Here is a 23,258-nt window from a genome sequence, read left to right as displayed (position 1 = left end):
GTATATCCCCTGATCGCCCGCGCGCCGTAGGGTCCCGATCGAAGTTACCGGTACTGTCCGCACAGAAAGCGGCGCCCCTGTCCGCGGCGGCTTGCTGGAGATATGGAACGCAAATCATTTTGGCCGTTACCGTCATATCGAGGATCATTCGGGCTTACAGCTGGATGACAACTTCTTTGGGATGGGCCGTGTGCTGACAGACGACGACGGCAACTACCGGTTTTGGACCATCAGCCCCGGCGCATACCTAGCGCGCCCCGATATCGGCCGGTGGCGTCCTAAGCATATCCATATCTCGGTGAGCGGTGGATCATCACGCCTTGTGACGCAAATGTACTTCCCTGATGAGCCAAACAATGCGACCGACCCAATGGCGATCCTGATGGGGGATGGGTTTAAACACAATGTCGGCAAACCCTATGGCACCCCGGATCAAAACGTCGACGAGGGTTTTCGTTTTGATATCGTTGTTGGCGGACGCAACGCGACTTTTTTGAATGAAGGATCTGGGTCGAAGGGCTCCCGGTACTGTTCGACCTTGGAACCGACCCCGTGCATCAAGATCAGATCAGGCGGATGCGCGAGACGCTCTTTGCATGGGCCTGCTAGCAACATTCGCGTGTGACCGTCTCTGATAATATGATCGAAACAGTTTCTGCGCAGATGATGCGGTTGATGCTGTACAATTGGGCTTTTGACATGCGGTAGAGCATGAGGCATGAAAAACGCGCAACGCGCGTGATGCCAGAACACTGCTGTCAGGTATCAGATCGCCACTCAACCAACCGATGAGGCGTCTGACGCCTTGCGCACCATAGCACCTATTTCCATCAATTCATCGCTCAGTGGGTTGGTTTTGCGCCATACCATGCCGATGGTACGTCGCGGTGGGTGTTTAGGAAAAGGCTGTACCGAAACATCGGCGGCACGGGTTTCGAAGTGTCGCGCCATTTCTGGGATCAGGGTAACCCCGATCCCGGCGCTGACCATGCGAACCAATGTGGAAAGCGAACTGCCTTCCATGATATTGCGTGCACGGGTGCCAGTGGCATTGCAGAAAGATAGCGCCTGATCGCGAAAGCAGTGCCCTTCTTCCAGCAACAACAGCTGCATCGCGGGCAATGCGGCGGCATCTGGCACGGGCAGGGCCGCGTCGCCTGCCGGACGCACCAGCAAGAACTCTTCATCAAATAAACTGAATTCCTGTAAATCAGGCTCCGAGACAGGCAAGGCGACAATGGCAACATCAAGCCGCGACGCCAGGATCTCATTCACGAGTGATTGCGTGATGGTTTCTTTTGGCTCAAGTGAAAGGTCAGGATAGCGGACCGACAATGCCCTGATAATCGTTGGCAACAAATAGGGTGCAACCGTTGGGATAACCCCAATGCGCAGGCGCCCGGAAAAAGGGCTGTCGCGCTTGCGCACCAGCGCATCAAGATCATCGATACGATGCAGGATTTCGCGCGCACGCACCAAAAGATCCTCACCCAAAGCGGTCAGGCGGATCTGCCGGGCCGCCCTTTCGACGAGCGGGCCCCCCATGATCCCCTCCAGTTCCTTGATCTGCAAAGACAAGGCGGGCTGCGAAATCATGCAGGCGTCAGCGGCGCGGCCAAAGTGGCCATGGTTGGCCAAAGCTTCGAAATAACGCAGGTGTTTGAGCGTCAGTGATTTCATTTGCAAAACTTATCGTTGGTATTTGTATAATGTATTGGAGCTTATTTTTGAATCATTCTAAAGAGGATGCAAGTTTCCAAAAATATCGACAGAGGAGAGATCTCATGGACGGCAATCCCATTAACAGTAAATCTGGTGGCGGCTGCCCCGTTATGCACGGCGGGAATACGGCCACAGATAATGCAGTGACCAAATGGTGGCCCGAGGCTCTGAATCTCGACATTCTGCATCAACATGACCGTCGGACCGACCCGATGGATGAAGGTTACAACCACCGCGAGGCCGTCAAGGCGTTGGACTTCGCGGCGGTGCGCGCAGATGTCGAAATGCTTTTGACGGATCGCCAGGACTGGTGGCCTGCTGACTGGGGCCACTACGGCGGCTTGATGATCCGCCTCGCCTGGCACTCGGCCGGATCTTATCGCATGGGTGATGGCCGTGGCGGCGGTGGTGCGGGCAATATCCGTTTTGCGCCTTTGAACTCCTGGCCCGACAACGCCAGCCTTGATAAGGCGCGCCGTCTCTTGTGGCCGGTTAAAAAGAAGTACGGCAATGCTCTGTCCTGGGCTGACCTGATCCTGCTGAGTGGTACAGTGGCCTATGAGGCAATGGGTCTGAAGACTTTTGGTTTTGGGTTTGGCCGCGAAGATATCTGGGGTCCCGAAAAGGACGTCTACTGGGGGTCCGAGAACCAATGGTTGGCCCCATCCGAGAACCGTTATGGTGATCTGGATACGCCGGGCACCATGGAGAACCCGCTGGCGGCGGTGCACATGGGTCTGATCTACGTCAACCCAGAAGGTGTGAACGGCAACCCTGATCCGGCGCGCACTGCACTGCACATCCGCGAGACGTTTGCGCGGATGGCGATGGATGATGTCGAAACAGCTGCATTGACCTGCGGCGGCCATACTGTTGGCAAGGCACATGGTGCGATGGCAGGTGACAATATCGGCGCGGAGCCCGAGGGCTGTCCCGTACACGGTCAGGGTCTGGGCTGGAACAACGCTGATCAAGACGGCAAAGCGACCAATGCTTTCACATCCGGTATCGAAGGTGCCTGGTCCAAAGAACCGCTGAAGTTCGACATGGGCTATTTCGACTATCTGTTCGGTTACGAGTGGGAGTTGACCAAATCCCCTGCTGGAGCACATCAGTATCAGCCGGTCGATATGCCAGAGGATGAAAAGCCGGTCGATCCAACGGACCCATCCGTGCGCCGCATGCCGATGATGACGGACGCTGATATGGCGATGAAAGTGGACCCAACCTACAACGAGATTTGCCAGAAGTTCATGGCCGATCCCGATTTCTTCCGCGATGCCTTTGCACGCGCGTGGTTCAAACTGACCCACCGTGATATGGGGCCACGGCCAAACTACTATGGCCCATTTGTACCGCAGGAAGAACTGATCTGGCAGGATCCAATCCCTGCTGGCAGCACCGATTACGATGTGGATGTCGTGAAGGCCAAGATCGCAGAAAGCGGCCTGACGGCTGCCGAGATGATCGCTACCGCCTGGGATAGCGCGCGGACATTCCGTGGCTCTGACAAGCGGGGCGGGGCCAATGGCGCCCGTATCCGGCTTGCTCCGCAAAAGGATTGGGCGGGTAATGAGCCGACACGCTTGGCCAAAGTGCTTGGTATTCTAGAGCCGATTGCGGCCGCTGCCGGTGCCTCGATCGCGGATGTGATCGTTCTGGCGGGCAATGTGGGTCTGGAACAGGCGATCAAAGCCGCTGATTTTGATGTCGACGTGCCCTTCACGCCGGGCCGCGGTGATGCGAGTGATGCGCAGACAGATGCTGACAGCTTTTCTGTGCTCGAGCCGCTGGCGGACGGGTTCCGCAACTGGCAGCTAAAGGAATACGCGGTCTCGCCAGAGGCGATGATGCTGGACCGCGCGCAGCTTCTGGGTTTGACAGCTGCCGAGATGACGGTTCTGGTTGGCGGCATGCGGGTGCTTGGCACCAACCATGGCGGCAACACCCACGGGGTGTTCACCGATCGCACAGGTCAGTTGACAACCGATTTCTTCGTCAACCTGACCGATATGGCGTTAAGCTGGCATCCGGTTGACGGCGGTACATACGAGTTGCGTGATCGGGCCTCTGGCGCGGTCAGGTTCACGGCGACAAGTGCTGATCTGGTGTTTGGATCAAACTCGATCCTGCGCGGTTACGCAGAGGTCTATGCCCAGGATGACAACGCTGGGAAATTCGTGCGTGACTTCGTTGCCGCATGGACCAAGGTGATGAACAATGACCGGTTCGATCTGGTTGCCTAAGTAACTGTCTGGCCGGGCGGACGTTCGCCACCCGGCCAGACGCATTCCGCAAGCTGCACGCGTCTGTAAGTAGCGGGGTGTCTGGGTTTGCAGTTCGCCCTACATGACTCAGTTTTTGACATGAGGATAAGCAACTATGGTGAACACTTGTGACCACTTAGCCTGCACATCACTTGTCTTTTTCCAACTTCTATAAGAAATCCCCGCAGATCGCCCTCTGCGGGGATTTTGGCAAGTTTGATCTCTAGTCCATGTAGATTGGTGCTACGGGCCGTACCGGAACACCAGGTTGCCACGCCTGATTGAACGAAGGTGCGGCGTAAGGGAATTTCTCCATATTGAGCGCCTGATCAGAAATGCGGGGCAGGAAACTGTCAGGTGCGGCGTACAGGAACGGGTTAATGTCCTTGATCGTCCAATAAATTGCATCCTCAGCGAAGCTGCGGCCATTGGGATAGCCAGCAGGCTTTGACGGATCCCATGCCAGCATGTCCGGGGCATAGAATGCGACGGTATCGTCCAGTTTCTGCTCTTCGACTTCTAGCCGGTTAAAGCTAAAGGCGAATTGATCGCCAAAGCGGGACAATCCTTCATCAGGACTAGCGGCATTATAGGCGTTGTTGAAATCGCCGACCGTTGGATAGTCGGGATCGACGGGCAGGTAGCGATCTTCGTTATAGCCGACGGGTGGGTCGACGAAGAAAATACCTTGCACGCCTGCGCGGCCCATACGGTCAACGGACGTTCCATCCCGGTCCGCCACCACGGCCCAGTAATTCAGCGCCTGATCGGCCAGTCCGGGGACCTCGAGCACGATCAGGGTCATATCGGAGATACCAAACGCCCCAATGGATGTGGGTTCAGCCGGTAGGTTGTCGCCCCCGGCCAGCGCTTGCTTGATAGCGAGGGCCGCAGGCGCCTGAACTGTCGTGAAGTCAAAGAAAAACGGATCACGTCTTGGCCCAATGAACAGCAATTCGCCGTTGTCGCCTTCAGTCACTTCAAGCGCGCGGTTCAGGGCTGTGGTATAGCCGCGGGCAATCTCGCGTCCGTTCCAGTCGTTTGACTGTGCATCATCGCCTTCCGCAAGGCGTAGCTCGACCGTCTGCTTTTGACGGTCATCCTCGATGTCGCGCACTCTGATCTTATAGGCGATATCGGCGATCGCGTCGCCATCTGTATCAAGGCGAAACATGTAGATCAGGTCTGGATCAAGCTTGATTTCTTCAGACCCTAACGTGCCTGGAGCGCCGCTGCCGGATAGCGGGTTTAGCGTATATGCCATAGTTAACCCGCCGGTTTGTGCCCCGCGAAATAGGAAGCTGTCACCGATATCGGACATGGGATAAAGCTGGGTCAGCGGCGCATCGCGATGGTCAGATGCGCTGACAGCTGAGGCCTGCAAAGTAATGCAAAAAAGGGCTGTCGCGCATGGCGGAAAACGGAGAGACAAATGCTGTTCCTTTCGAAATTGATGAAATCGGGCAAGCCAAAATGTCTTGGCTTGCCCATTTGTATGCGATGCAATCAGCTTTAGCTACGCGACGGGAAGATTCCCTGCAATGCGATGATGTAGTTGATGCAAAGTGTTGGCTGCATGTTTGGGTGTGCTTGACCGCCGCCCGCGTTTGAGATTGTACCGGCATTCAGGGCAATCGACGGCAAGGTCGCCGGATTTGAATCGTCCCGGTTTACGTAGATTGAGGTGCGGCCAATCGCGTCGCCGGATGCACGGTCATTTGCGGCAGGCGCAGCAGCAGTAAGAAGCTCGTGATTGTGGTTGGGTAGCTCTGCTGCGCTCAAGGCAACATCCTCGATACCGACACGCTGTCCAATTTGACGTGGTGTCAACCCGGGTCCGGTGCCTGCATGCATGGGTACGCGCCCACGCAGATCGGGCAAGCCGAATGATGTGCGACCGTCGCCCCCATAAGTTGTGCCAAGAATTGAGAACAGCGCCGAATTACTTGCAATGGGTAAAAGCTGCCCATCACAGAATGCCCAACCACGCGGGGCGAAGTTGCCCCCGAAAAGCATGATTTGCGCGATAAATGGTTCCATTGTTACTCCAATCAATGTGTTTCAGCGGGGTGAGTGGAAACCTTTGCAGGTCTGCCCGCCTTCGTGATGTCAGAGTGATCGGCTTATCCACGATGTTCTGTGTCTGCGCGCACATTACTACTTTTTCTGTTCGGCTAGTCATATCGCAAGCGTGCGTCGCCTTGGCGTGCAGCAATTATGTGAAGGGTTGTTTAAATGGGTCGTTTTGCGAAACCGAGACTTTTGAGAGCTATGAAGGCCGTTGCTGTGGTCGGCGCAATTCTGGCGCCTGCATCTGCGAATGCGTTGGGGGGCAGCAATATTGACACCGGCAGTACCTTGAAGCCGCAAGGCATCTCAGACGCGTCATGTTTGTTTACGGGCTTCAATGAGCCAGGCAATGATTCAGCTTGGCGTATCGTTTAACGCTCCAGGTCTCGGGATTACCGCAACAGGTGGTAGCGAGTGGTTTTTCGGAAGTGTGGACACCTTTGCAAGCCCGGTCACTGAAGCAGACCTTTTGGCCAGTTGTCCTTTTCAGAATGCGACCATTGTTTCGCAGAATGGTGCTGACAACGGCAGCTACGCCGCCGACGATTTCATGGGCATCACATTTCGTGCGCAGCCCAATGGCGACCCCCTCACCTATGAGTACCGAATAGGGATAGAGGGTGTCACAACAACGGTTGTTGTGAACGAAAGGACGGTATTCACAGCCCCGAACGTCGCACCTACCGCTAATGCGGGGTCGAACCAGTCTGTTCAATCCGGCACGCAAGTCACACTAGACGGTTCGGGCAGCGCTGACTCAGATGGCAGCATCGCATCCTACGCCTGGTCACGGACGGGTGGCACCGGATCGGCAGCCGACGCCATGTTGAATGACGCCACCGCCGAAAACCCGACATTTACAGACAACTCGCTCAACGCAAGCAGCAGTGCTGTGACACATATCTTTGAACTTGTTGTGACGGATGATGATGGCGAAAGCTCTGTTGCTGATTCTGTAACGATTACGATCACACCACCACCAAACACAGCACCCACTGCGAATGCCGGTACTGATCAAACGATTCCCTCTGGTTCCTTGGTTACACTTGATGGCTCTGCCTCAAGTGACCCGGACACCGGCCAAACATTGACCTATAGCTGGATGCAAGTGGGCAGCCCGGCGGTGTCTTTGTCAGATCCCACTGCAGATATGCCGACCTTCACAGCACCAACCTTAAACCTTGGCGATGCTGATGTTGGTTTAACATTCTCGTTAACCGTATCTGATGGGATCACATCCTCGGTAGCGGCAACCGTCACAGTCACGGTCGAAGCTCCCGCCGATACAGTGGACCCCGTTGTGACTGTGCCTGCTGATATCAGTGTGAACACGGATCCCGGTGCAAGTACGGCAGTTGTCAGCTATGCCGGAGCGATGGCGACAGACAATGTTGGCGTCACCAGCGGTCCTACGCTCACTGGTGGTTTGGCCTCTGGTGCTGCTTTTCCTGTTGGAATAACCGTTGTGACATTCGAGGCCGCTGACGCTGCCGGGAACACCGGTTCCGCCAGCTTTAGTGTCACCGTCAATGACAACGAGGACCCCATCGTCAGCGGACCATCCGATGTTGTTGTCTCGACGGACTCGGGCCAAAATATTGCGACTGTCACATATGCAATCCCGACAGCTACGGACAACGTAGGTGTTGCATCTGGTCCTGCATTGACGGCAGGTCTGGCCTCTGGTGCCAGCTTCCCGCTTGGCACAACGACGGTAACCTACACCGCGACCGATGCTGCCGGAAACGCTGGGGCAGCCAGTTTCAATGTTACCGTCAACGACAACGAAGCGCCGGTTGTTAGCGTCCCAGCCAATATCATGGTCGCCACTGATCCGGGCCAAAACACAGCCACCGTTACTTATGCGACGCCAACCGCCACGGACAATGTTGCTGTGACAACTGCTCCGGCGCTGACCGCCGGTCTGGCCTCTGGCGCGATATTCCCTGTCGGGGTGACGACGGTCACATTTCAGGCTGGCGATGCGGCTGGCAATCTTGGCGATGCAAGCTTCACGGTGACCGTCACAGATGATGAAAATCCGGTAGTGAATGTCCCGGCCGATATCGCCGTCACAACAGACGCTGGTCAGAGCACGGCGACGGTAACTTACCCTGCCCCCACTGCGACAGACAACATTGCCGTCACCTCTGGTCCGACGCTCACCGCTGGTCTTGCCTCTGGTGCCGGGTTCCCTGTCGGGGTTACCGTTGTGACCTATCAGGCTACCGATAACGAAGGAAATGTTGGCGAAGCCAGCTTTAACGTGACGGTGACAGATGCCGAAGATCCGGTTGTCTCAGTGCCAGCCAATATCGTAGTGTCCGCTGATCCGGGGCTGACGACAGCCGTTGTCACCTACGCTGCCCCTACGGCCACGGACAACGTTGCCGTGACAACAGGCCCGGCTTTGACAGCGGGTTTAGCGTCTGGGGCGGCATTTCCCACAGGAATGACGACGGTGACATATCAGGCCGGTGATGCGGCCGGAAACACCGGCACTGCCAGCTTTACGGTAACGGTCAGCGATACCGAGGCTCCCGTGATCACCCCACCAGCGGCGATCTCTGCCGAAGCAGGGCCCGGTGGCACGGCGAACGTCAGCTTTGCTGCTGTGGTCACCGATAACGCTGCCGGGTCAATCACACCTGTGTACACTCTGGCAGGGAATGCGATTTCCAGCCCGTTCGACTTTGCCGTTGGTGCCAATACGGTGCTGGTGGATGCAACCGATGCGGCTGGCAACATGGCTGCGCAGCAAAGCTTTGTGGTGACTGTCGCCGCAGCGGTGGCACCGGATGCACCTTTGATCACGACGTCGGTAATCAATGCAAACCGGTCCCTGACAATTGGCGGCACGGCGGAGGCTGATTCAATCGTCAACGTGACCTTCCCCGACAACAGCATGCAAAGCGTTACTGCAACGGGGGGCACATATTCGGTGACTTCAGCCGCTGATATGACGGGCGGCACGGTGTCGGTTACGGCCACCGATGCAGTTGGCAATACGTCTGCCGCGGCAACCGTTGACCTGTTCCCGGACTTTGACGGACCGACAGTGGCGATCAGTGGCGCACCTTCCAGCATCTCTGATGCGACGCCATTTGTTGTGACGATCACTTTTTCCGAAACTGTGACTGGCTTTGTGCAGGGTGATCTAAGCGTGACAGGTGGCAATGTGACGTCCTTTGCGGGGTCAGGTACGACCTACACTGCGCAAATCACGCCGTTGGGTACTGAAGTGGTTACAATCAACGTGGCCGCCGGTGTGGCCGAGGATGATTTTGCGAACCCCAATGAAGCCTCTGCAACGGTATCAATCGGCTTGGGCGCCATAACCGCAACAGAAGAGATGATCACGCAAACGGCGCGTCAGCGCGCCAGACAACTGATCCAGTCGCAGCCGCAAATCAACCGGTTCTTGTTGGGTGGTCATGATGGACGCTTCAACCTCAGCGCGACGCAAGGGGCCGGTAACTTTGATCTGGGCACCGCGTCCGACCGTCCCATCTGGCTGTCTGCGCGCGGGCAATGGAGCACGCAGGACGATCTTGAAGGCGCTTATGCCAACCTGACCTTGGGCTCACATTATGAGGTGCGTGAAGGTCTTTTGATTGGTGCAATGGCGCAATTCGACACGATGACGTCTGACGATGGTCCGATGGAATTCGAAAGCACCGGCTGGCTGGTCGGCCCCTATGCTGTGGTGCGTTTGCCCGAGCAAGATATTGTCTTCTCTGGTTCCTATCTGTTGGGTCAAACCGACAACACACTATCGCCCTTGGGTACTTACGAAGATGACTTCACAGGCGACCGCAGCATCCTGACGCTGAATGTGGCGGGTGAAGTTGCGCTGGACCGGGTCACGCTGATCCCGATGCTGGATCTTGCTCATGTCAGGGATGAAAATGAGGCCTATCTTGGCGGTGATGGTTTTGAGGTACGCGCCATCACCGTCACCACAACCGAGGCGCGGCTTGGCATCGATTTCATTGTGCCGATAAGCATGGATGACGGCGCGCTTGATCTGCTGGGTGGGTTTGGCGCTAACGCATCGGTCTTTGATGATGGGTTCATCCGGACCGAGAGCGACCGGGGCGAGGTGAGATTGGGCGCGCGCTACGCGTTCGGGACCACTGGCCAATTCTCGATCATGACCAGCTATGATGGGATCGGGGACGACAGTTACGAAGCCTTCGGTGCCAGCGCTTTGCTGGAATTCGATTTCTGATCTGATCTGGCCAAAACGGAAAACCTGACCCCGGCTGTTAACGTACTGGGGTCAGGTTTCATGAGCAGTTCCAGCTCTTTTAGTACGGCGAGCATCAACTGCCGAACGTCACCTTAAATGAGGTGGCAATTTTTTCTTGCCTACAGTTATGAAATTTCGCAACATAACTTCGCTGGTTTGGCGATGGCGTCGTCAGGGCACTTTGATGCGCCAGCATATCTTATCTATCCTGAACGCCGGGATTTTGCTTTGCTGATGTGTGCGGTGGGGAAAGTCTTGGCCCCTCGTTGCGCGTCGCATGCGGAACGAAGGAGTTCGAATATGGATCGTCCACAGCAATACCGTTTTCATCAGGGTGAAAAGACCCTCCCGTTCGCGGATGCCGAATATGATGCGCGCCTGTCCAAGCTGCGAACGGCGATGGCTGCCGAAGGTGTAGATGCCTGTGTTTTCACGTCGATGCACAATGTCGCCTACTACTCGGGCTTTTTGTACTGTGCGTTTGGTCGCCCATACGCCTTGGTTGTGACCCCCGGCGAAAGTGTTACTGTTAGTGCTGGCATTGACGCCGCGCAGCCATGGCGCCGCAGCCATGCAGACAACATCACATTCACAGATTGGCAACGGAACAACTACTGGCGTGTCATTGAATCTGTGACAGGGCAGGGCAAGGTGATCGGGTACGAAGGTGACCACATCAGCCTTGCGCAAAAAGCGCTGCTGGATGGGTTTTTGAAACCGAGCGCATCCAAGGATATCGCGCCGGTCACCATGGTGCAGCGCATGCATAAATCTGACGCAGAGATTGCATTGATCCGCGCAGGTGCACAGGTGGCTGACGTGGGTGGCTATGCGATCAAGGATGCGATCAAGGCAGGCACCCGCGAGATTGATGTCGCCATGGCCGGGCGTGATGCGATGGAGCTTGAGATCGCCAAACGGTTCCCGGATGCCGAATACCGCGACACATGGGTCTGGTTTCAGTCCGGTATCAACACTGATGGCGCCCACAACCCGGTCACATCGCGCCAGTTAGAACGTGGCGATATCCTCAGCCTCAATACCTTCCCGATGATTTCCGGGTATTACACCGCGCTTGAGCGGACCCTTTTTGTGCAAGAGGTGGATTCGACCAGTCTGAAGATCTGGGAGGCCAATGTCGCGGCCCATGAATACGGGATGAACCTTTTGAAGCCGGGTGCCACCTGCGCCGAGGTCACCCATAAGATCAATGCGTTCTTTGAAGAACGCGATCTGCTGCAATATCGCAGCTTTGGCTATGGTCACTCCTTTGGGGTTCTATCGCACTACTATGGCCGCGAGGCTGGTTTGGAGTTGCGCGAAGATATCGACACTGTGTTGGAGCCCGGCATGGTGATCTCGATGGAGCCGATGCTGACAATTCCGGAAGGTCAGGCAGGGGCTGGCGGTTACCGCGAGCATGACATTCTGGTCATCACAGAAGATGGCAATGAGAACATCACAGGCTACCCCTATGGCCCGGACTTCAATGTCGTTGGCTAAGGCTTACCCACAATCCATCGGGCGGCACAGCATGCTGGCTGTCCGGTGCCACAAATTGCAGCAAACTGCTTTGCATCCATGCGTAAAAAATCATTGGGTGAGATTGTTCAACATAGTGTCGCTGACTGTTTGCTTGCGTTCTGCATCTGCATTTTGCACGCTACTCGCTAACGTGCCGTTTTATGACCGGTTCCAGTAGACGATTGTTTGAAAGGGAAACCCTCTCAATGCTAGATGCACAAGACGCCTTTGTTGCTTTTGAGCGTGTCCAAAAAAGTTACGATGGTGAGACATTGGTGGTTAAAGACCTGAACCTGTCGATGCCAAAGGGCGAGTTTCTGACGATGCTGGGGCCATCGGGGTCTGGCAAGACAACCTGCCTGATGATGCTGGCGGGATTCGAGACCGCAACCCATGGTGATATCACGCTGGACGGTGTGTCGATTAACAATATCCCACCGCACAAGCGCGGCATCGGCATGGTGTTCCAGAATTATGCACTCTTTCCGCATATGACGGTAGGTGAAAACCTCGCGTTTCCGCTGGAAGTGCGCAAGATGGGCAAATCCGAGCGCGATGAGAAGATCAAACGCGCCCTTGATATGGTCCAGATGGGTGATTTTTCAGGCCGCCGCCCTGCGCAGCTTTCAGGCGGTCAGCAACAGCGGATTGCTTTGGCCCGTGCCTTGGTGTTCGAACCCGAGCTGGTGCTGATGGACGAACCATTGGGTGCGCTGGACAAACAGCTACGCGAAACTTTGCAGTTTGAGATCACCAATCTTGCGCATGAGCTGGGCATCACAACCGTTTACGTGACCCACGACCAGACTGAAGCACTGACGATGTCAGACCGTGTGGCCGTGTTTGACGATGGCCGTATCCAGCAACTGGCCCCACCGGATGAGCTTTATGAGAAGCCCGAGAACAGCTTTGTGGCGCAGTTCATCGGCGAAAATAATACGTTGGATGGTGTTATCGAGGAGATTCAGGGCGATACTTGTATCGTCAAGCTGGATAGCGGCGACATTATCGATGCCGTGCCTGTGAATGTCAGCAAGGTGGGCGAACGCACCAAAGTGTCCATCCGTCCAGAGCGTGTTGAGTTCGACCGTGCGCGTTTGCATGCCGATGCGCATACGCTGCAGGCTGAGGTGCTCGAGTTCATCTATATGGGTGATATCTTCCGCACGCGTTTACGTGTGGCGGGGACGGACGAGTTTGTAATCAAGACACGCAATGCGCCGGACCAAACGCGCCTGAAACCCGGCCAGACACTGGAAATCGGCTGGCTTGCGCAGGATTGCAGGGCGCTGGACGCCTGAACCAAACAAGGGATTGCGGTCGCCCGGATCGCTCTTCTCTCAATACCAAACCGGGCCTTACTTCGGGAGACGAAAATGAAAACTACGATGAAACTGATGGCAACCACGTGCCTGACGCTGACGGCGTCGATGGCGGTATCTGACGGCCATATGGCCAGCGAAATGACGATCGTCAGCTGGGGCGGCGCATATTCTGCATCACAACAGAATGCATATCATGACCCCTATATGGAAATGACGGGCGTCAACATCATCAACGACGAAAGCTCAGCCGAGGCTGTTGCGAAGCTGCGTGCCATGAACGAAGCTGGCAACGTCACCTGGGATGTCGTTGACGTTGTGGCCTCGGACGCGATCCGTCTGTGTGACGAAGGTCTGGCGCTGGAGATCGACCACGATGAACAGCTTGCCCCCGGTGATGACGGGTCAACGGCATCTGACGACTTTGGTGACTTGATTGTATCCGACTGCTTCATTCCGCAGATCGTGTATTCGACAACTGTTGGCTATCGCACTGATCTGGTAGGTGATACCGCGCCAACAGATATCTGCGCGATCTTCGACACAGAAACCTACCCCGGTCAGCGTTCGCTGGAAAAGCGCCCCATCAACAACATGGAATGGGCGCTGCTGTGTGACGGCGTTGCCAAAGACGACGTCTATGACGTTCTTGAAACAGACGAAGGTCAGGCGCAGGCATTTGCCAAGCTTGATACGATCAAGGACAGCGTTGTCTGGTGGTCTGCTGGTGCAGATACGCCGCAGCTTTTGGCTGACGGCGAAGTTGTCATGGGTTCGACCTATAATGGCCGTCTGTTCAGCTTGATCGAAGAGCAAAACCAGCCCGTTGCCATGCTTTGGGACGCGCAGGTGTTTGACCTTGATGGTTGGATCATCCCAACCGGTCTGAGCCCCGAGCGCGAAGCGCGTGCGCTTGATTACGTCCGCTTCGCGACAGACACGCAGCGTCTTGCAGACCAGTCGAAGTGGATCGCCTATGGCCCGGCGCGTGCGTCCTCGGCACCGTTGGTCAGCACACATGCTGAACTGGGCATCGAAATGGCCGCGCATATGCCGACAGACCCTGCCAACGCGACAAACACCTTCCTCTATAACTACGAGTGGTGGGCGGATTATCGCGACGATCTGGACGCAAAGTTCCAAGCGTGGCTGGCGCAATAAGCCAATGATTTGGGGCGCGGCACAAAGATCGCGCCCCATACCCAACGGGAGAGCGTAACGTGACAGAAGTACTGGCAGCAGATGGGCGGCCCCTAAAGGCGTCGCTGAACCGTGCGTTACGACGCCAGAAACTGCGCGCACTTGCGCTAATCGCGCCTCTTTTGCTTTTCATTCTGGTCTCGTTTGTGATGCCGATTGGCGACATGCTGTTCCGCTCGGTCGAAAACCAGATCGTATCAGAGACTTTGCCGCGCACGGTCACAGCACTTGAAGACTGGGACGCCAACAGTGATGAGGCACCGGGCGAAGCGGTCTTTGCCGCGCTTTATACCGACATGGCGCTGGCAACCGAATACAAGACCCACACCCGCCTTGGCAGTCGCCTGAACTATGAGATGACAGGGATTTCGTCACTGTTCCGCAAATCGGGCCGCGGTGTCGGGCGTTTTGACACGGATACCTATACAAACGCTTTTCAGGAAGCCGATCCTGCCTACGCCGACCCGGCGCAATGGTCCGCATGGATGCAGGACGCCAACGTGCGCACAAGCCTGCCCGAAACCGCCGCGACCTATGATGCATGGGCGCAGATGATTGTTGAGGCCGAAGGCGACGTCCCCTCCGAGGAAGAGCCTTGGGATTTCGTTTATACCGCGCTTTACAAAGAGGTGATGGCCGGAGCGCAGCCCCCCATCGCCGTTGATCTGTCTGATATCGTGCCGATCTCATTGCAAGCACAGTTTGCCGATATTGATGAGGATTGGTTGGATCCGGATGTCTGGCAAACCATTAAGATTTATGCGCCTTCGTACACCAGCGGCTATTTTCTGAATTCCGTAGATCTGGCCAAAGGGGCCGACGGGATCGAAACGCGGCCCGAAAACGAACAGATTTATATCACCCTATTTGTGCGCACGATGGTCATGTCGTTGTCGATCATGGGAATGTGCGTGTTGCTGGGTTATCCTATTGCTTGGTTGCTGGCGAACCTGCCCGACCGCAAGGCGAACCTTTTGATGATCCTTGTGCTGTTGCCGTTCTGGACTTCCTTGTTGGTGCGGACATCTGCATGGAAAGTGCTGTTACAACAGCAAGGTGTGATCAATGATGTGTTGGTCTGGATCGGGATTGTCGCCGATGATGGCCGGTTGCAGCTGATCAACAACCAGACCGGTACGATCATTGCCATGACGCATATTCTGCTGCCGTTCATGATCCTGCCGTTGTATTCTGTGATGAAGACGATTCCGCCCAGCTATCTGCGCGCCGCCAAATCATTGGGCGCCAACGATTGGACGGCATTCTGGCGGGTGTATTTTCCGCAGTCCGTGCCGGGCATTGGCGCCGGGTGTATCCTCGTGTTCATCCTCGCTATTGGATACTACATCACGCCCGAACTGGTGGGTGGCACCAAGGGTGTCTTTATCTCGAACCGGATCGCGTTCCATATCTCATCCTCGCTGAACTGGGGACTGGCGGCGGCGCTTGGGTCAATCCTGCTGGCTGTCGTGCTGATCCTCTATTGGGTCTACGACAAGATTGTCGGCATCGATAACGTGAAATTGGGGGCTAGGACATGGCACTGCCAGCATATGCAAGCACCGGTCAGCGCGTCTGGCACTACAGTTTCCGCGTGATCTGCGGGTTGATCTTTTTCTTCCTGATCGCACCGATTCTGGTAATCATCCCGCTGTCGTTTAACGCCCAGAATTTCTTTACTTTCACCCCAGAGATGCTGGCGCTTGATCCGGCCGGGTATTCAACGAAACACTACGAGGATTTCTTCACCAACTCTGACTGGCAACTCGCGCTGCGCAACTCGCTGCGCATTGCGCCGGTGGCGACGATCCTGTCAGTAACGCTTGGTACATTGGCGGCTATCGGTCTGTCACAAAGCCACGTACCATTTCGCCGGGCCATCATGGCGATTTTGATTTCGCCGATGATCGTTCCGCTGATCATCTCGGCGACGGGCATGTATTTCTTCTACTCCAATCCTTACATCCCCACGCCATTCGGAAAGATTGAACTGCCCTTCACGCTGACGGGCACCTATTGGGGCGTTGTGCTGGCGCATGCGGCCCTTGGTATCCCCTTTGTGATCATCACCGTGACAGCAACCCTTGTTGGATTTGACCAGTCGCTAACCCGTGCCGCGGCCAATATGGGGGCCGGACCTGTGACGACCTTTTTCAAGATCCAGATGCCGTTGATTCTGCCAGGCGTCGTATCAGGCGGGTTGTTTGCTTTCATCACGTCGTTTGACGAGGTTGTTGTGGTGCTGTTTGTCGGTTCAGCCGGACAAAAGACACTGCCGTGGCAGATGTTTACCGGGCTGCGCGAGCAAATCAGCCCGACCATTCTGGCGGTTGCGACGATCCTGATCGGAATCTCGGTGCTGTTGCTGTTTACGCTAGAGCTTTTGCGCCGCCGGTCCGAGCGTTTGCGGGGTATGTCACCGACCTAGGTCATTGAGAATGGGACATGCAATGGCAGTTGCAAGCTGTACCTTTGCATGTCCATTTGTCCCACTGGTGAAAACACTAGCTCTTGCCACGTCCGCGCTGTCCGTATGGGCTTTCGCCATAGCGTGCTTTGTAATGGCGGGTGAAGACCGAGTTTGAGTTGAAACCGGCGGCGACGGCGACTTCCGAAACACTGAGATCGGTTTCGGTCAGCAAGGCGTGCGCCCGGTCGAGCCGGATGTTGCGATACACCTTCGCGGGTGGTTCATCCATCAGTTGAATGAACAGGCGCTCCATTTGTCGGCGTGATACCTGGACGTTCTCGGCCAGTTCCTCGAGCGTCAGCGGGTCTTCGACGTTGGCGTACATTTGGCGCAGGATTGACAACATGCGTGGATTGCGCGAACTGATCGCTTTGGCAATGGACGAGCGTTGATCGGTATGTGGCGATACCTCTGGCCGGTTCAGACACATATCCGAAACGGCCAGCGCAAAATCCTGACCATAGTCCTCCGAGATGAGCGATAGCATCATCTCGGTCGACGCCATGCCGCCGCCGCAAGTCAGCAAATCTCCGTCGCGTTCAAACCTGTGACGTGTCGGGGCATAGTCGGGGAAGGTTTCAAAGAAACCGGGCTGATTTTCCCAATGCAGTGTGAAGTCTTTTCCATCCAACAACCCGGTGCGTGCCAATGTTGCAGCCCCCGTGCAAATCCCGCCCGCCATGCCGCCAAATCGGACGTGGCGGCGGATGCGGGCAAGGACATTTTCCGAGGCGACTTTGATGCCGTTGTTGCCGGAACAGACAAACAGATAGGTATCCGGGTCAAGAACATCGAGGCTCGCATTTACACCGATATCGATGCCTGAAGACGACGAAACAGCGGTTCCATCTTCGGATAGGACCACCCAGCCATAGAGCGGCTTTTGCGCCAGCTGGTTGGCAATGCGCAATGGATCAACGGCGGCGCTAAAGGCGAGTAAGGTAAACTGCGGCAAGAGTAGGAAGCCGAACCAACGGGTGCCGTGTGGGTCCTTCACTGGATAGGTGAAGGCGCCCTCAGGAACGAGGTCGGGCCTAGTCGCATCTGTCGTTATGACTTTGACCAAATTGCTACCGTTAGGTTGTTGTATCTAACAGAACGGGGAACCAGTCCGTTCGCAAGCGTTGGCCCGCCGTCATGGCATGACCGGGAAAGGGCGGAGACGTCGGACCTGGACGTTCCACGTACCGCGCGTCATCGCCAAGCAAGCGCAAGGAAAACGCACGGCGGCGTGCGTCGCTTTCATTGCCGCGTGCGCCGTGCAATGTCTTGTAGTTGAACGCCACCGCATCGCCCGGTTCCATTTCGTATTCACGGATGTCCATACCTTCGGCGTCTGGGTCGGGGACCTGCATGTAGTCATCGTCATTGGGGTAAAAACTGGTCTCGGCGAGCCAGCGGGTTGGCAAGACTGGCTTTTCCCAATGATGCGAGCCCGCGACGCAGCGCAGTGAGGCATCGCGCACCGGATCAAGCGGTGACCAGAAGCTGACCGTCTGTTCACCTTCAACAAAGTAGTACGGGCTGTCCTGATGCCAGGGTGTTGGTTTTGATGTGCCCGGTTCTTTGACCAATACATGATCATGGAACATCTGAACGGTCTTTGACCCCATTAGTTCCGCCGCAACGGCGGCTGCAGATGACGCCGCAATGGCCTCTCGGAATTCGGGGATGCGGGTCCAGTTGCAGTAATCGTCAAAGAAGCGCCCGCTCTCACCTTGTTTGAGGTTTTCGGCGGCATAAGGGCCCGGTTCGGCCATGTTGCGCGCGACACCCGCGCGCAGTTGTGCGACCTGATCCTTGAACAGGCCTTTGACAAGCACGACGCCGTCGCGCGCATAGCTGTCGATGTGATCCTGAGTTAAAAGCGGGTGGGCCATGGTACTTGCTCTCCTTTCGTTCAGTGACCCGGAATACCGGACAAATTCAAGCTATTTTCGTGGGCGCAGTCCGATGCATCTTTGGCGCCATCACAACAAATGACCATGCGTGAATGCCAGGAAAACCATGCGGAAGCCACCGGTATCGTGCTGGGACACCCATGTCGCGCCGTCCTTCAGGCCGGGCAAAACAGCTCAATCATGCCGCGCCCCTTGGCATTGACGCGACCGCAAGCCTCAAAGCTTGATGGATTTGTCATCATTTCGACAGTGCTACGCGACAGTCTGATTTCGTTGGGGTGGCTAGCACTTACGATCCGTGAGGCGATGTTGACCGTATCCCCCCAAACATCGAAACTTAGCCTGTCCTGACCGATGACGCCTGTTGATACAGGACCAGAGTTAATGCCTATCCGGATCTGCCAAAGTGGTCCTTGCGGGTCCAGACTGGGCGGCCTGACCTGTGCAACAAACTGCACAAACTCATGGGCTGCGGCAATGACGTGGTCGGGGGATGCCGGATCATCGTCCAACCCAGCGACGCACATATAGGCATCACCGATGGTTTTGACCTTTTCGATGCGGTGACGGGCGGTGATGCGGTCAAACTCGGAATAATAGTGGTCAAGGATGCGTAACAGCACCAGCGGATCGAGCGTTTCCGATTTGGCTGTGAATCCCACGAAATCTGCGAACATGACAGTCGCATTTTCGCAGCGCCGGGGGGTAACACCATTTTGTTGTTTCAATTCGTCGGCGATGGAGTTGGGCATGATCGAGCGCAATAGCCGGTCGCTGCGCGCCTGCTCTTGCTGCAACTTTTCGTTGAGCTTTTGCAGCTCTGCCTTTGCCCTTTCGACTTGAGCCAACACACTGCGCTGAAAAGACTGGCCGGTATCGATCAGATGCTCAAGCTCGACCCTGCGCATGTCCGATTTCGCCAACCGGCGTTTCAGGCGCGACAACTCTTTGTTTAGCGGCGCGGGTTGGTTGGTCATGGGGCTTTCTTCTTTGCTAGGCCCCTGATGCGCTCAGGAATACTGCCACAAAGGCGTTGGTATGTGTCAGCGAGGGGCCGTCCACTGTTTCGGGGCCAATTTCACCATAGCAGTAGAATCCGACAGTGGGTACATCCTGCCCGATGATGGTGCGCACTGACTCATACTCTTCCACGGTGCGCGTACCCAATGTTGCCCGACGCCCCGCGCAGGAATAAAGCAATGCGGCATCGACCGTGTTGCCCTGCATGCCAGCCGCCGCTTGGCCAACCGCATTGCGCGCCGCATCGACAATTTCCTGTCGCGATGCTGTGGAAAGCTGCACAACGCTGTCTTGCGCTACCGGATTGACCAGATGCAATGCGCCGGTATCAGCGTCAAAGTTAAGCGGTGAACTTAGCACCAGTGACTTACGTGTCTCGTCCTGAACCGCGAGGGGGTAGAAGATCGACGGTTGTTGCAGATAGTCGGCATAAAGGTCCGCCGCCGGGCGGTTGTCGATCTGGTGGACGACGGCACCTTCGGCCTTGGTGACCTTATGTGGTTGACCCAATGGGGTATAACCCGTGGCCAGACCAACCGAAACTTTGACCGATCCGTGCAGCGTCAGAAGAACGACAGCATCACTTGTCACGGTGTCATTGCAAATCTGGTGCGTTCCCTCAAACCGTAGTTGGTCGCTAAGCTGCCCCGCCAACAACGGGTACATTTGAGCCCAGTGCCGTTTGCAACCCGCCTACAAGGTGATGGATGTTCGTGCCCAACCCTTCCAGCATGGCAATGCCAAGGCAGATATCCTTGTCTGATCCGGCCCGCGCCATGGCCACGGCATCGGCTGTGGACTGGGCCGGTTCTGCAATGGCGTTGTGTCCAATACCCACGGAAAAATCCAGGGTGTCAGAGGCAAAGAGCATTATCACAATGCTGTCTTCGAGAAAGCCTTCACCACCGGCGATTTCGCCATCTGTCGTCCCGCCTGCGATCAGAAGCTCAGGATAATCGGCGCGCATCGCTTGTCCGACCAATGCAAGGTCCTGATCAATGGCTGCATAGACTAATGCCGCTTTCGGAGCATGGCCGTCCAATGCTGAGACGGCCATGTCCAAGGCCTCTTTCGCTGCAATGGCACTATCGGGATCATCTGACCAACCAGTTCCAACTTTCAGCATAAGAGACCCTTTCTAAGGTTTTGGTGTATTCAGCCGCGCTGCAATCCGTGTTTGCGCATAACGTCGTCAGCCGCAGTTTTAGCAGCCGCTTTGAATGCTGCAACAACTTCGGGTAGATAATTCCCCTTTGCTGTTGCAGATACCCATGGATCCTGCGTTGTCGAGATCAAGAAAGAGATCGACGTGCCATCCGTGGGGTCCAATCCGGCCCTTGCACCGTAACCATCCACAAAACTTTGACCATAACTTGGCACATCGAAGGCCGAAGATGTCACAAACATCGGATTTTTGGGGACAGTGCCACCATCGAAGGTGCTGATCGACAAGGCTTGATAGATCGCAGTGTTCACCTCGTTCATCAGGTCGACATCCGTGTTCCAGCCGTCACTGGTTTTGAAATTGACCGCATAGGTGACGATGTTCTGGTCCGACCCAAGTTCCTTGAACAGTTCCAGTGCCTTGTCATCATGGTGCAGGAAATCGACCAGATCATCATTTTGCCGCGGTACAAAGTTCCTACGGATGTAGGCAACCTGTTCAGCGCGCGCGTGATCGCCCTTGTGTTGTTTTTCGCAAGGCAAGCGCTGGAAGGGTACCACTTTGATGTAGTCATCGGTGCCATCCAGCGAGACGAGTTCGGCATAAAGTCGTTTGGAGTTGAAGATACACTTGCCAAGCAACTTACCATAGCCCGATTTATCAGGTCGGATCATCGCGTGGGACAGATAGACACCTGCGGCGGCTGCCCCCGGTTTGGACCCTTCGATACCATAAACACCGACTGTTGGATCAACTCCGCCGTGATAGACGACCGGTGCGGTAAAGGTGATCATGTCGCGCATCGCCCCATTACGATAACACAGGGCGCCCGCTGGGTAGGGGATAAATCCGGCTTTATGCGGGTCGACGGTTTGTGTGTCGGCATGTTTGAAGGCGCGGTATTGGCGCATGACATAGTCGCTCATGATCATGGCAGGGGTTTGTTCCAGTGCGCTTAAGCCTGATTGGGGTCAATCGGTTCCTTGCTGTCGCGCAACATCGAGGCAAAGTAGCCGCCCCATGCTCCATCGACATGTAGGGAAAACTCTAGCCCTTTCTTGCGGAATTCATCGCGCAATTCCACGATATCGGCGAGCGGATCGACGGCGCTTTCTTCGGTAGAGCCGATGACGGCGACCACTTCGACAATGGGGCGCTTGTTGTCCAGACAATCCTGCAATGTCTCGCGCAGGTGATCCATGCGCATGCGACCATCCTGATCAACATGGACGCGCCACAACTGATTGGCGCCCAACCCGATCAGAGCTGCACTTTTCGGCCATGAGTAATGCGCCGTTGATGGAGCCAGCACCACTGGCAGGTGTTGGACGTCTTTGGCAATAAAGCGTTGCTGGTATTCAGCCAGCCCAAGGTTCTGGACCGAGTATTTGTCCAGCGCTGCTTTGATCGCCTCTTGGGTGATGTGGAAATCCTTTTGCAGGCGCGGGGACAGGGCGATGACATCATCCAGTGCCACGTTCAGCAATTCCCAACAATCCAGATCAAGCAATTTGGCTGATCGCCCATCCGCAAGGGTGACTTTGACATCCTTACCACCTGCCATTTCCGGTTCATTGCGGATCGCTTCGGCCAATGTGATGGGCATGTATTTCAGGTTACGCGCCGCCCACATGGATTCGCCATTGGCGACCGACCCATCGCAGGTGATATGCGCCCATGGCGTCAGTGCGCCTTTGGCTGTCTCTGCATCGCTGGGCACATGATACCCCAGCATACGCGCCAGATCCTTGCCGACTTCGATTTCAAGCAGAGTTGTGACGGGCGATGCCTCTGCTGCCACGTTGTTTTGATTGTACAGCATTGCCGCGAAATACCCGATGGCACCCGGCATCGTGATATCCCAATACATATGTGATTGGTTGCGATAGCTGGAAAGCGGGATGGATCCGTGCAGCGCACCCAGAAGATCATCCAGCTTGGTGTCCAATGTGGCAATGGTTTTGCGGTACTCTTCAGAGGCCTTGATCTCTGGTGTGACAAAAACCGGATCCCCAAACTGATCGCCGTATTCACGGCGGGCATCGCAATGGGCGGCGACTGCCTTGGTCACAGATTGCGCCAGCACCTCCTGGTTTTCGGCCATGGGCCCCAGAAACCAACCCGCCAGCGAGGTCGAGCCTTTGCTGCGATCCAGATCCATGCGCCCCTCATCTTTTTCACTGCTATGAAAGGCTGACAGCACACCGGTGATGTGTTTGTGTTTTTGATTGCGGTCCATGGAGGTCTCCGTGATTGATAGGTTTTATTGATTGCGCGGCACGTAGCCCAAAAACAAAAGGGCCCTCGCAAATCGGCCCCATCACTCAATCATCTGCACAGGTGCT

General features: G+C 55.9%; 18 protein-coding genes. 8 read left to right on the top strand and 10 right to left on the bottom strand.

The window, feature by feature from the left end:
- Positions 1–37: 37 nt before the first annotated feature.
- Positions 38–625, top strand: coding sequence for a dioxygenase family protein (locus tag QTO30_RS13435; protein WP_340425936.1), 588 nt, complete (start codon positions 38–40; stop codon positions 623–625).
- A 152-nt stretch (positions 626–777) separates the two neighbouring features.
- Here QTO30_RS13435 and QTO30_RS13430 read toward each other — a convergent pair whose 3' ends face one another.
- Positions 778–1,680 (bottom strand): hydrogen peroxide-inducible genes activator, encoded by a 903-nt coding sequence (locus QTO30_RS13430; RefSeq protein ID WP_340424605.1) that lies wholly within the window; start codon positions 1,678–1,680, stop codon positions 778–780.
- Positions 1,681–1,784: 104 nt separating this feature from the next.
- Between QTO30_RS13430 and katG the strand changes: the two genes are divergently transcribed.
- Complete coding sequence (gene katG / locus QTO30_RS13425; protein ID WP_340424603.1) at positions 1,785–3,968, top strand: catalase/peroxidase HPI; 2,184 nt, start codon at positions 1,785–1,787, stop codon at positions 3,966–3,968.
- 244 nt (positions 3,969–4,212) lie between these two features.
- On the opposite strand, the gene QTO30_RS13420 is transcribed toward katG, so the two are convergent.
- Complete coding sequence (locus QTO30_RS13420; RefSeq protein ID WP_340424601.1) at positions 4,213–5,421, bottom strand: DUF4331 family protein; 1,209 nt, start codon at positions 5,419–5,421, stop codon at positions 4,213–4,215.
- Positions 5,422–5,501: 80 nt separating this feature from the next.
- Complete coding sequence (locus QTO30_RS13415) at positions 5,502–6,029, bottom strand: phage tail protein (RefSeq protein WP_340424600.1); 528 nt, start codon at positions 6,027–6,029, stop codon at positions 5,502–5,504.
- A 379-nt stretch (positions 6,030–6,408) separates the two neighbouring features.
- Between QTO30_RS13415 and QTO30_RS13410 the strand changes: the two genes are divergently transcribed.
- The 6 genes from QTO30_RS13410 (at position 6,409) to QTO30_RS13385 (ending at position 16,785) form a co-directional block, all read left to right on the top strand.
- Positions 6,409–10,290: an HYR domain-containing protein gene (locus tag QTO30_RS13410; protein ID WP_340424599.1), complete on the top strand. Its 3,882-nt coding sequence runs from the start codon at positions 6,409–6,411 to the stop codon at positions 10,288–10,290.
- Between the two features lie 321 nt (positions 10,291–10,611).
- Positions 10,612–11,814, top strand: a complete 1,203-nt coding sequence (locus QTO30_RS13405; RefSeq protein ID WP_340424598.1) for an aminopeptidase P family protein — start codon at positions 10,612–10,614, stop codon at positions 11,812–11,814.
- A 227-nt stretch (positions 11,815–12,041) separates the two neighbouring features.
- Positions 12,042–13,136, top strand: a complete 1,095-nt coding sequence (locus QTO30_RS13400; RefSeq protein WP_340424597.1) for an ABC transporter ATP-binding protein — start codon at positions 12,042–12,044, stop codon at positions 13,134–13,136.
- 75 nt (positions 13,137–13,211) lie between these two features.
- Complete coding sequence (locus QTO30_RS13395) at positions 13,212–14,318, top strand: extracellular solute-binding protein (protein ID WP_340424595.1); 1,107 nt, start codon at positions 13,212–13,214, stop codon at positions 14,316–14,318.
- Positions 14,319–14,377: 59 nt separating this feature from the next.
- Positions 14,378–15,955: an ABC transporter permease gene (locus QTO30_RS13390; RefSeq protein ID WP_340424594.1), complete on the top strand. Its 1,578-nt coding sequence runs from the start codon at positions 14,378–14,380 to the stop codon at positions 15,953–15,955.
- The gene (locus QTO30_RS13385; protein ID WP_340424593.1) at positions 15,895–16,785 is read left to right on the top strand and encodes an ABC transporter permease; all 891 of its coding nucleotides are present in this window, start codon (positions 15,895–15,897) and stop codon (positions 16,783–16,785) included. Before QTO30_RS13390 ends, QTO30_RS13385 begins: the two co-directional genes overlap by 61 nt.
- 76 nt (positions 16,786–16,861) lie before the next feature.
- On the opposite strand, the gene QTO30_RS13380 is transcribed toward QTO30_RS13385, so the two are convergent.
- The 7 genes from QTO30_RS13380 to QTO30_RS13350 form a co-directional block, all read right to left on the bottom strand.
- A complete protein-coding gene (locus QTO30_RS13380; protein ID WP_340424592.1) occupies positions 16,862–17,893 on the bottom strand; it encodes a GlxA family transcriptional regulator in 1,032 nt (343 codons plus the stop codon).
- Between the two features lie 10 nt (positions 17,894–17,903).
- Positions 17,904–18,707: a phytanoyl-CoA dioxygenase family protein gene (locus QTO30_RS13375; RefSeq protein WP_340424591.1), complete on the bottom strand. Its 804-nt coding sequence runs from the start codon at positions 18,705–18,707 to the stop codon at positions 17,904–17,906.
- Positions 18,708–18,883: 176 nt separating this feature from the next.
- Positions 18,884–19,705, bottom strand: a complete 822-nt coding sequence (locus tag QTO30_RS13370; protein WP_340424590.1) for an adenylate/guanylate cyclase domain-containing protein — start codon at positions 19,703–19,705, stop codon at positions 18,884–18,886.
- A gap of 16 nt (positions 19,706–19,721) precedes the next feature.
- Entirely contained in the window at positions 19,722–20,339 is a 618-nt protein-coding gene (locus QTO30_RS13365; protein WP_340424589.1) for an FIST signal transduction protein, read from the bottom strand.
- Between the two features lie 46 nt (positions 20,340–20,385).
- Complete coding sequence (locus tag QTO30_RS13360) at positions 20,386–20,874, bottom strand: FIST N-terminal domain-containing protein (protein ID WP_340424588.1); 489 nt, start codon at positions 20,872–20,874, stop codon at positions 20,386–20,388.
- A gap of 29 nt (positions 20,875–20,903) precedes the next feature.
- Entirely contained in the window at positions 20,904–21,839 is a 936-nt protein-coding gene (locus tag QTO30_RS13355; protein ID WP_340424587.1) for a hypothetical protein, read from the bottom strand.
- A gap of 29 nt (positions 21,840–21,868) precedes the next feature.
- Positions 21,869–23,152: a pyridoxal-dependent decarboxylase gene (locus QTO30_RS13350; protein WP_340424586.1), complete on the bottom strand. Its 1,284-nt coding sequence runs from the start codon at positions 23,150–23,152 to the stop codon at positions 21,869–21,871.
- Positions 23,153–23,258: the final 106 nt, after the last annotated feature.

This window comes from Yoonia sp. GPGPB17 (genome assembly GCF_037892195.1).
Classification (GTDB): Bacteria; Pseudomonadota; Alphaproteobacteria; order Rhodobacterales; family Rhodobacteraceae; genus Yoonia.
This window is presented reverse-complemented; position numbering and strand designations above follow the sequence as displayed.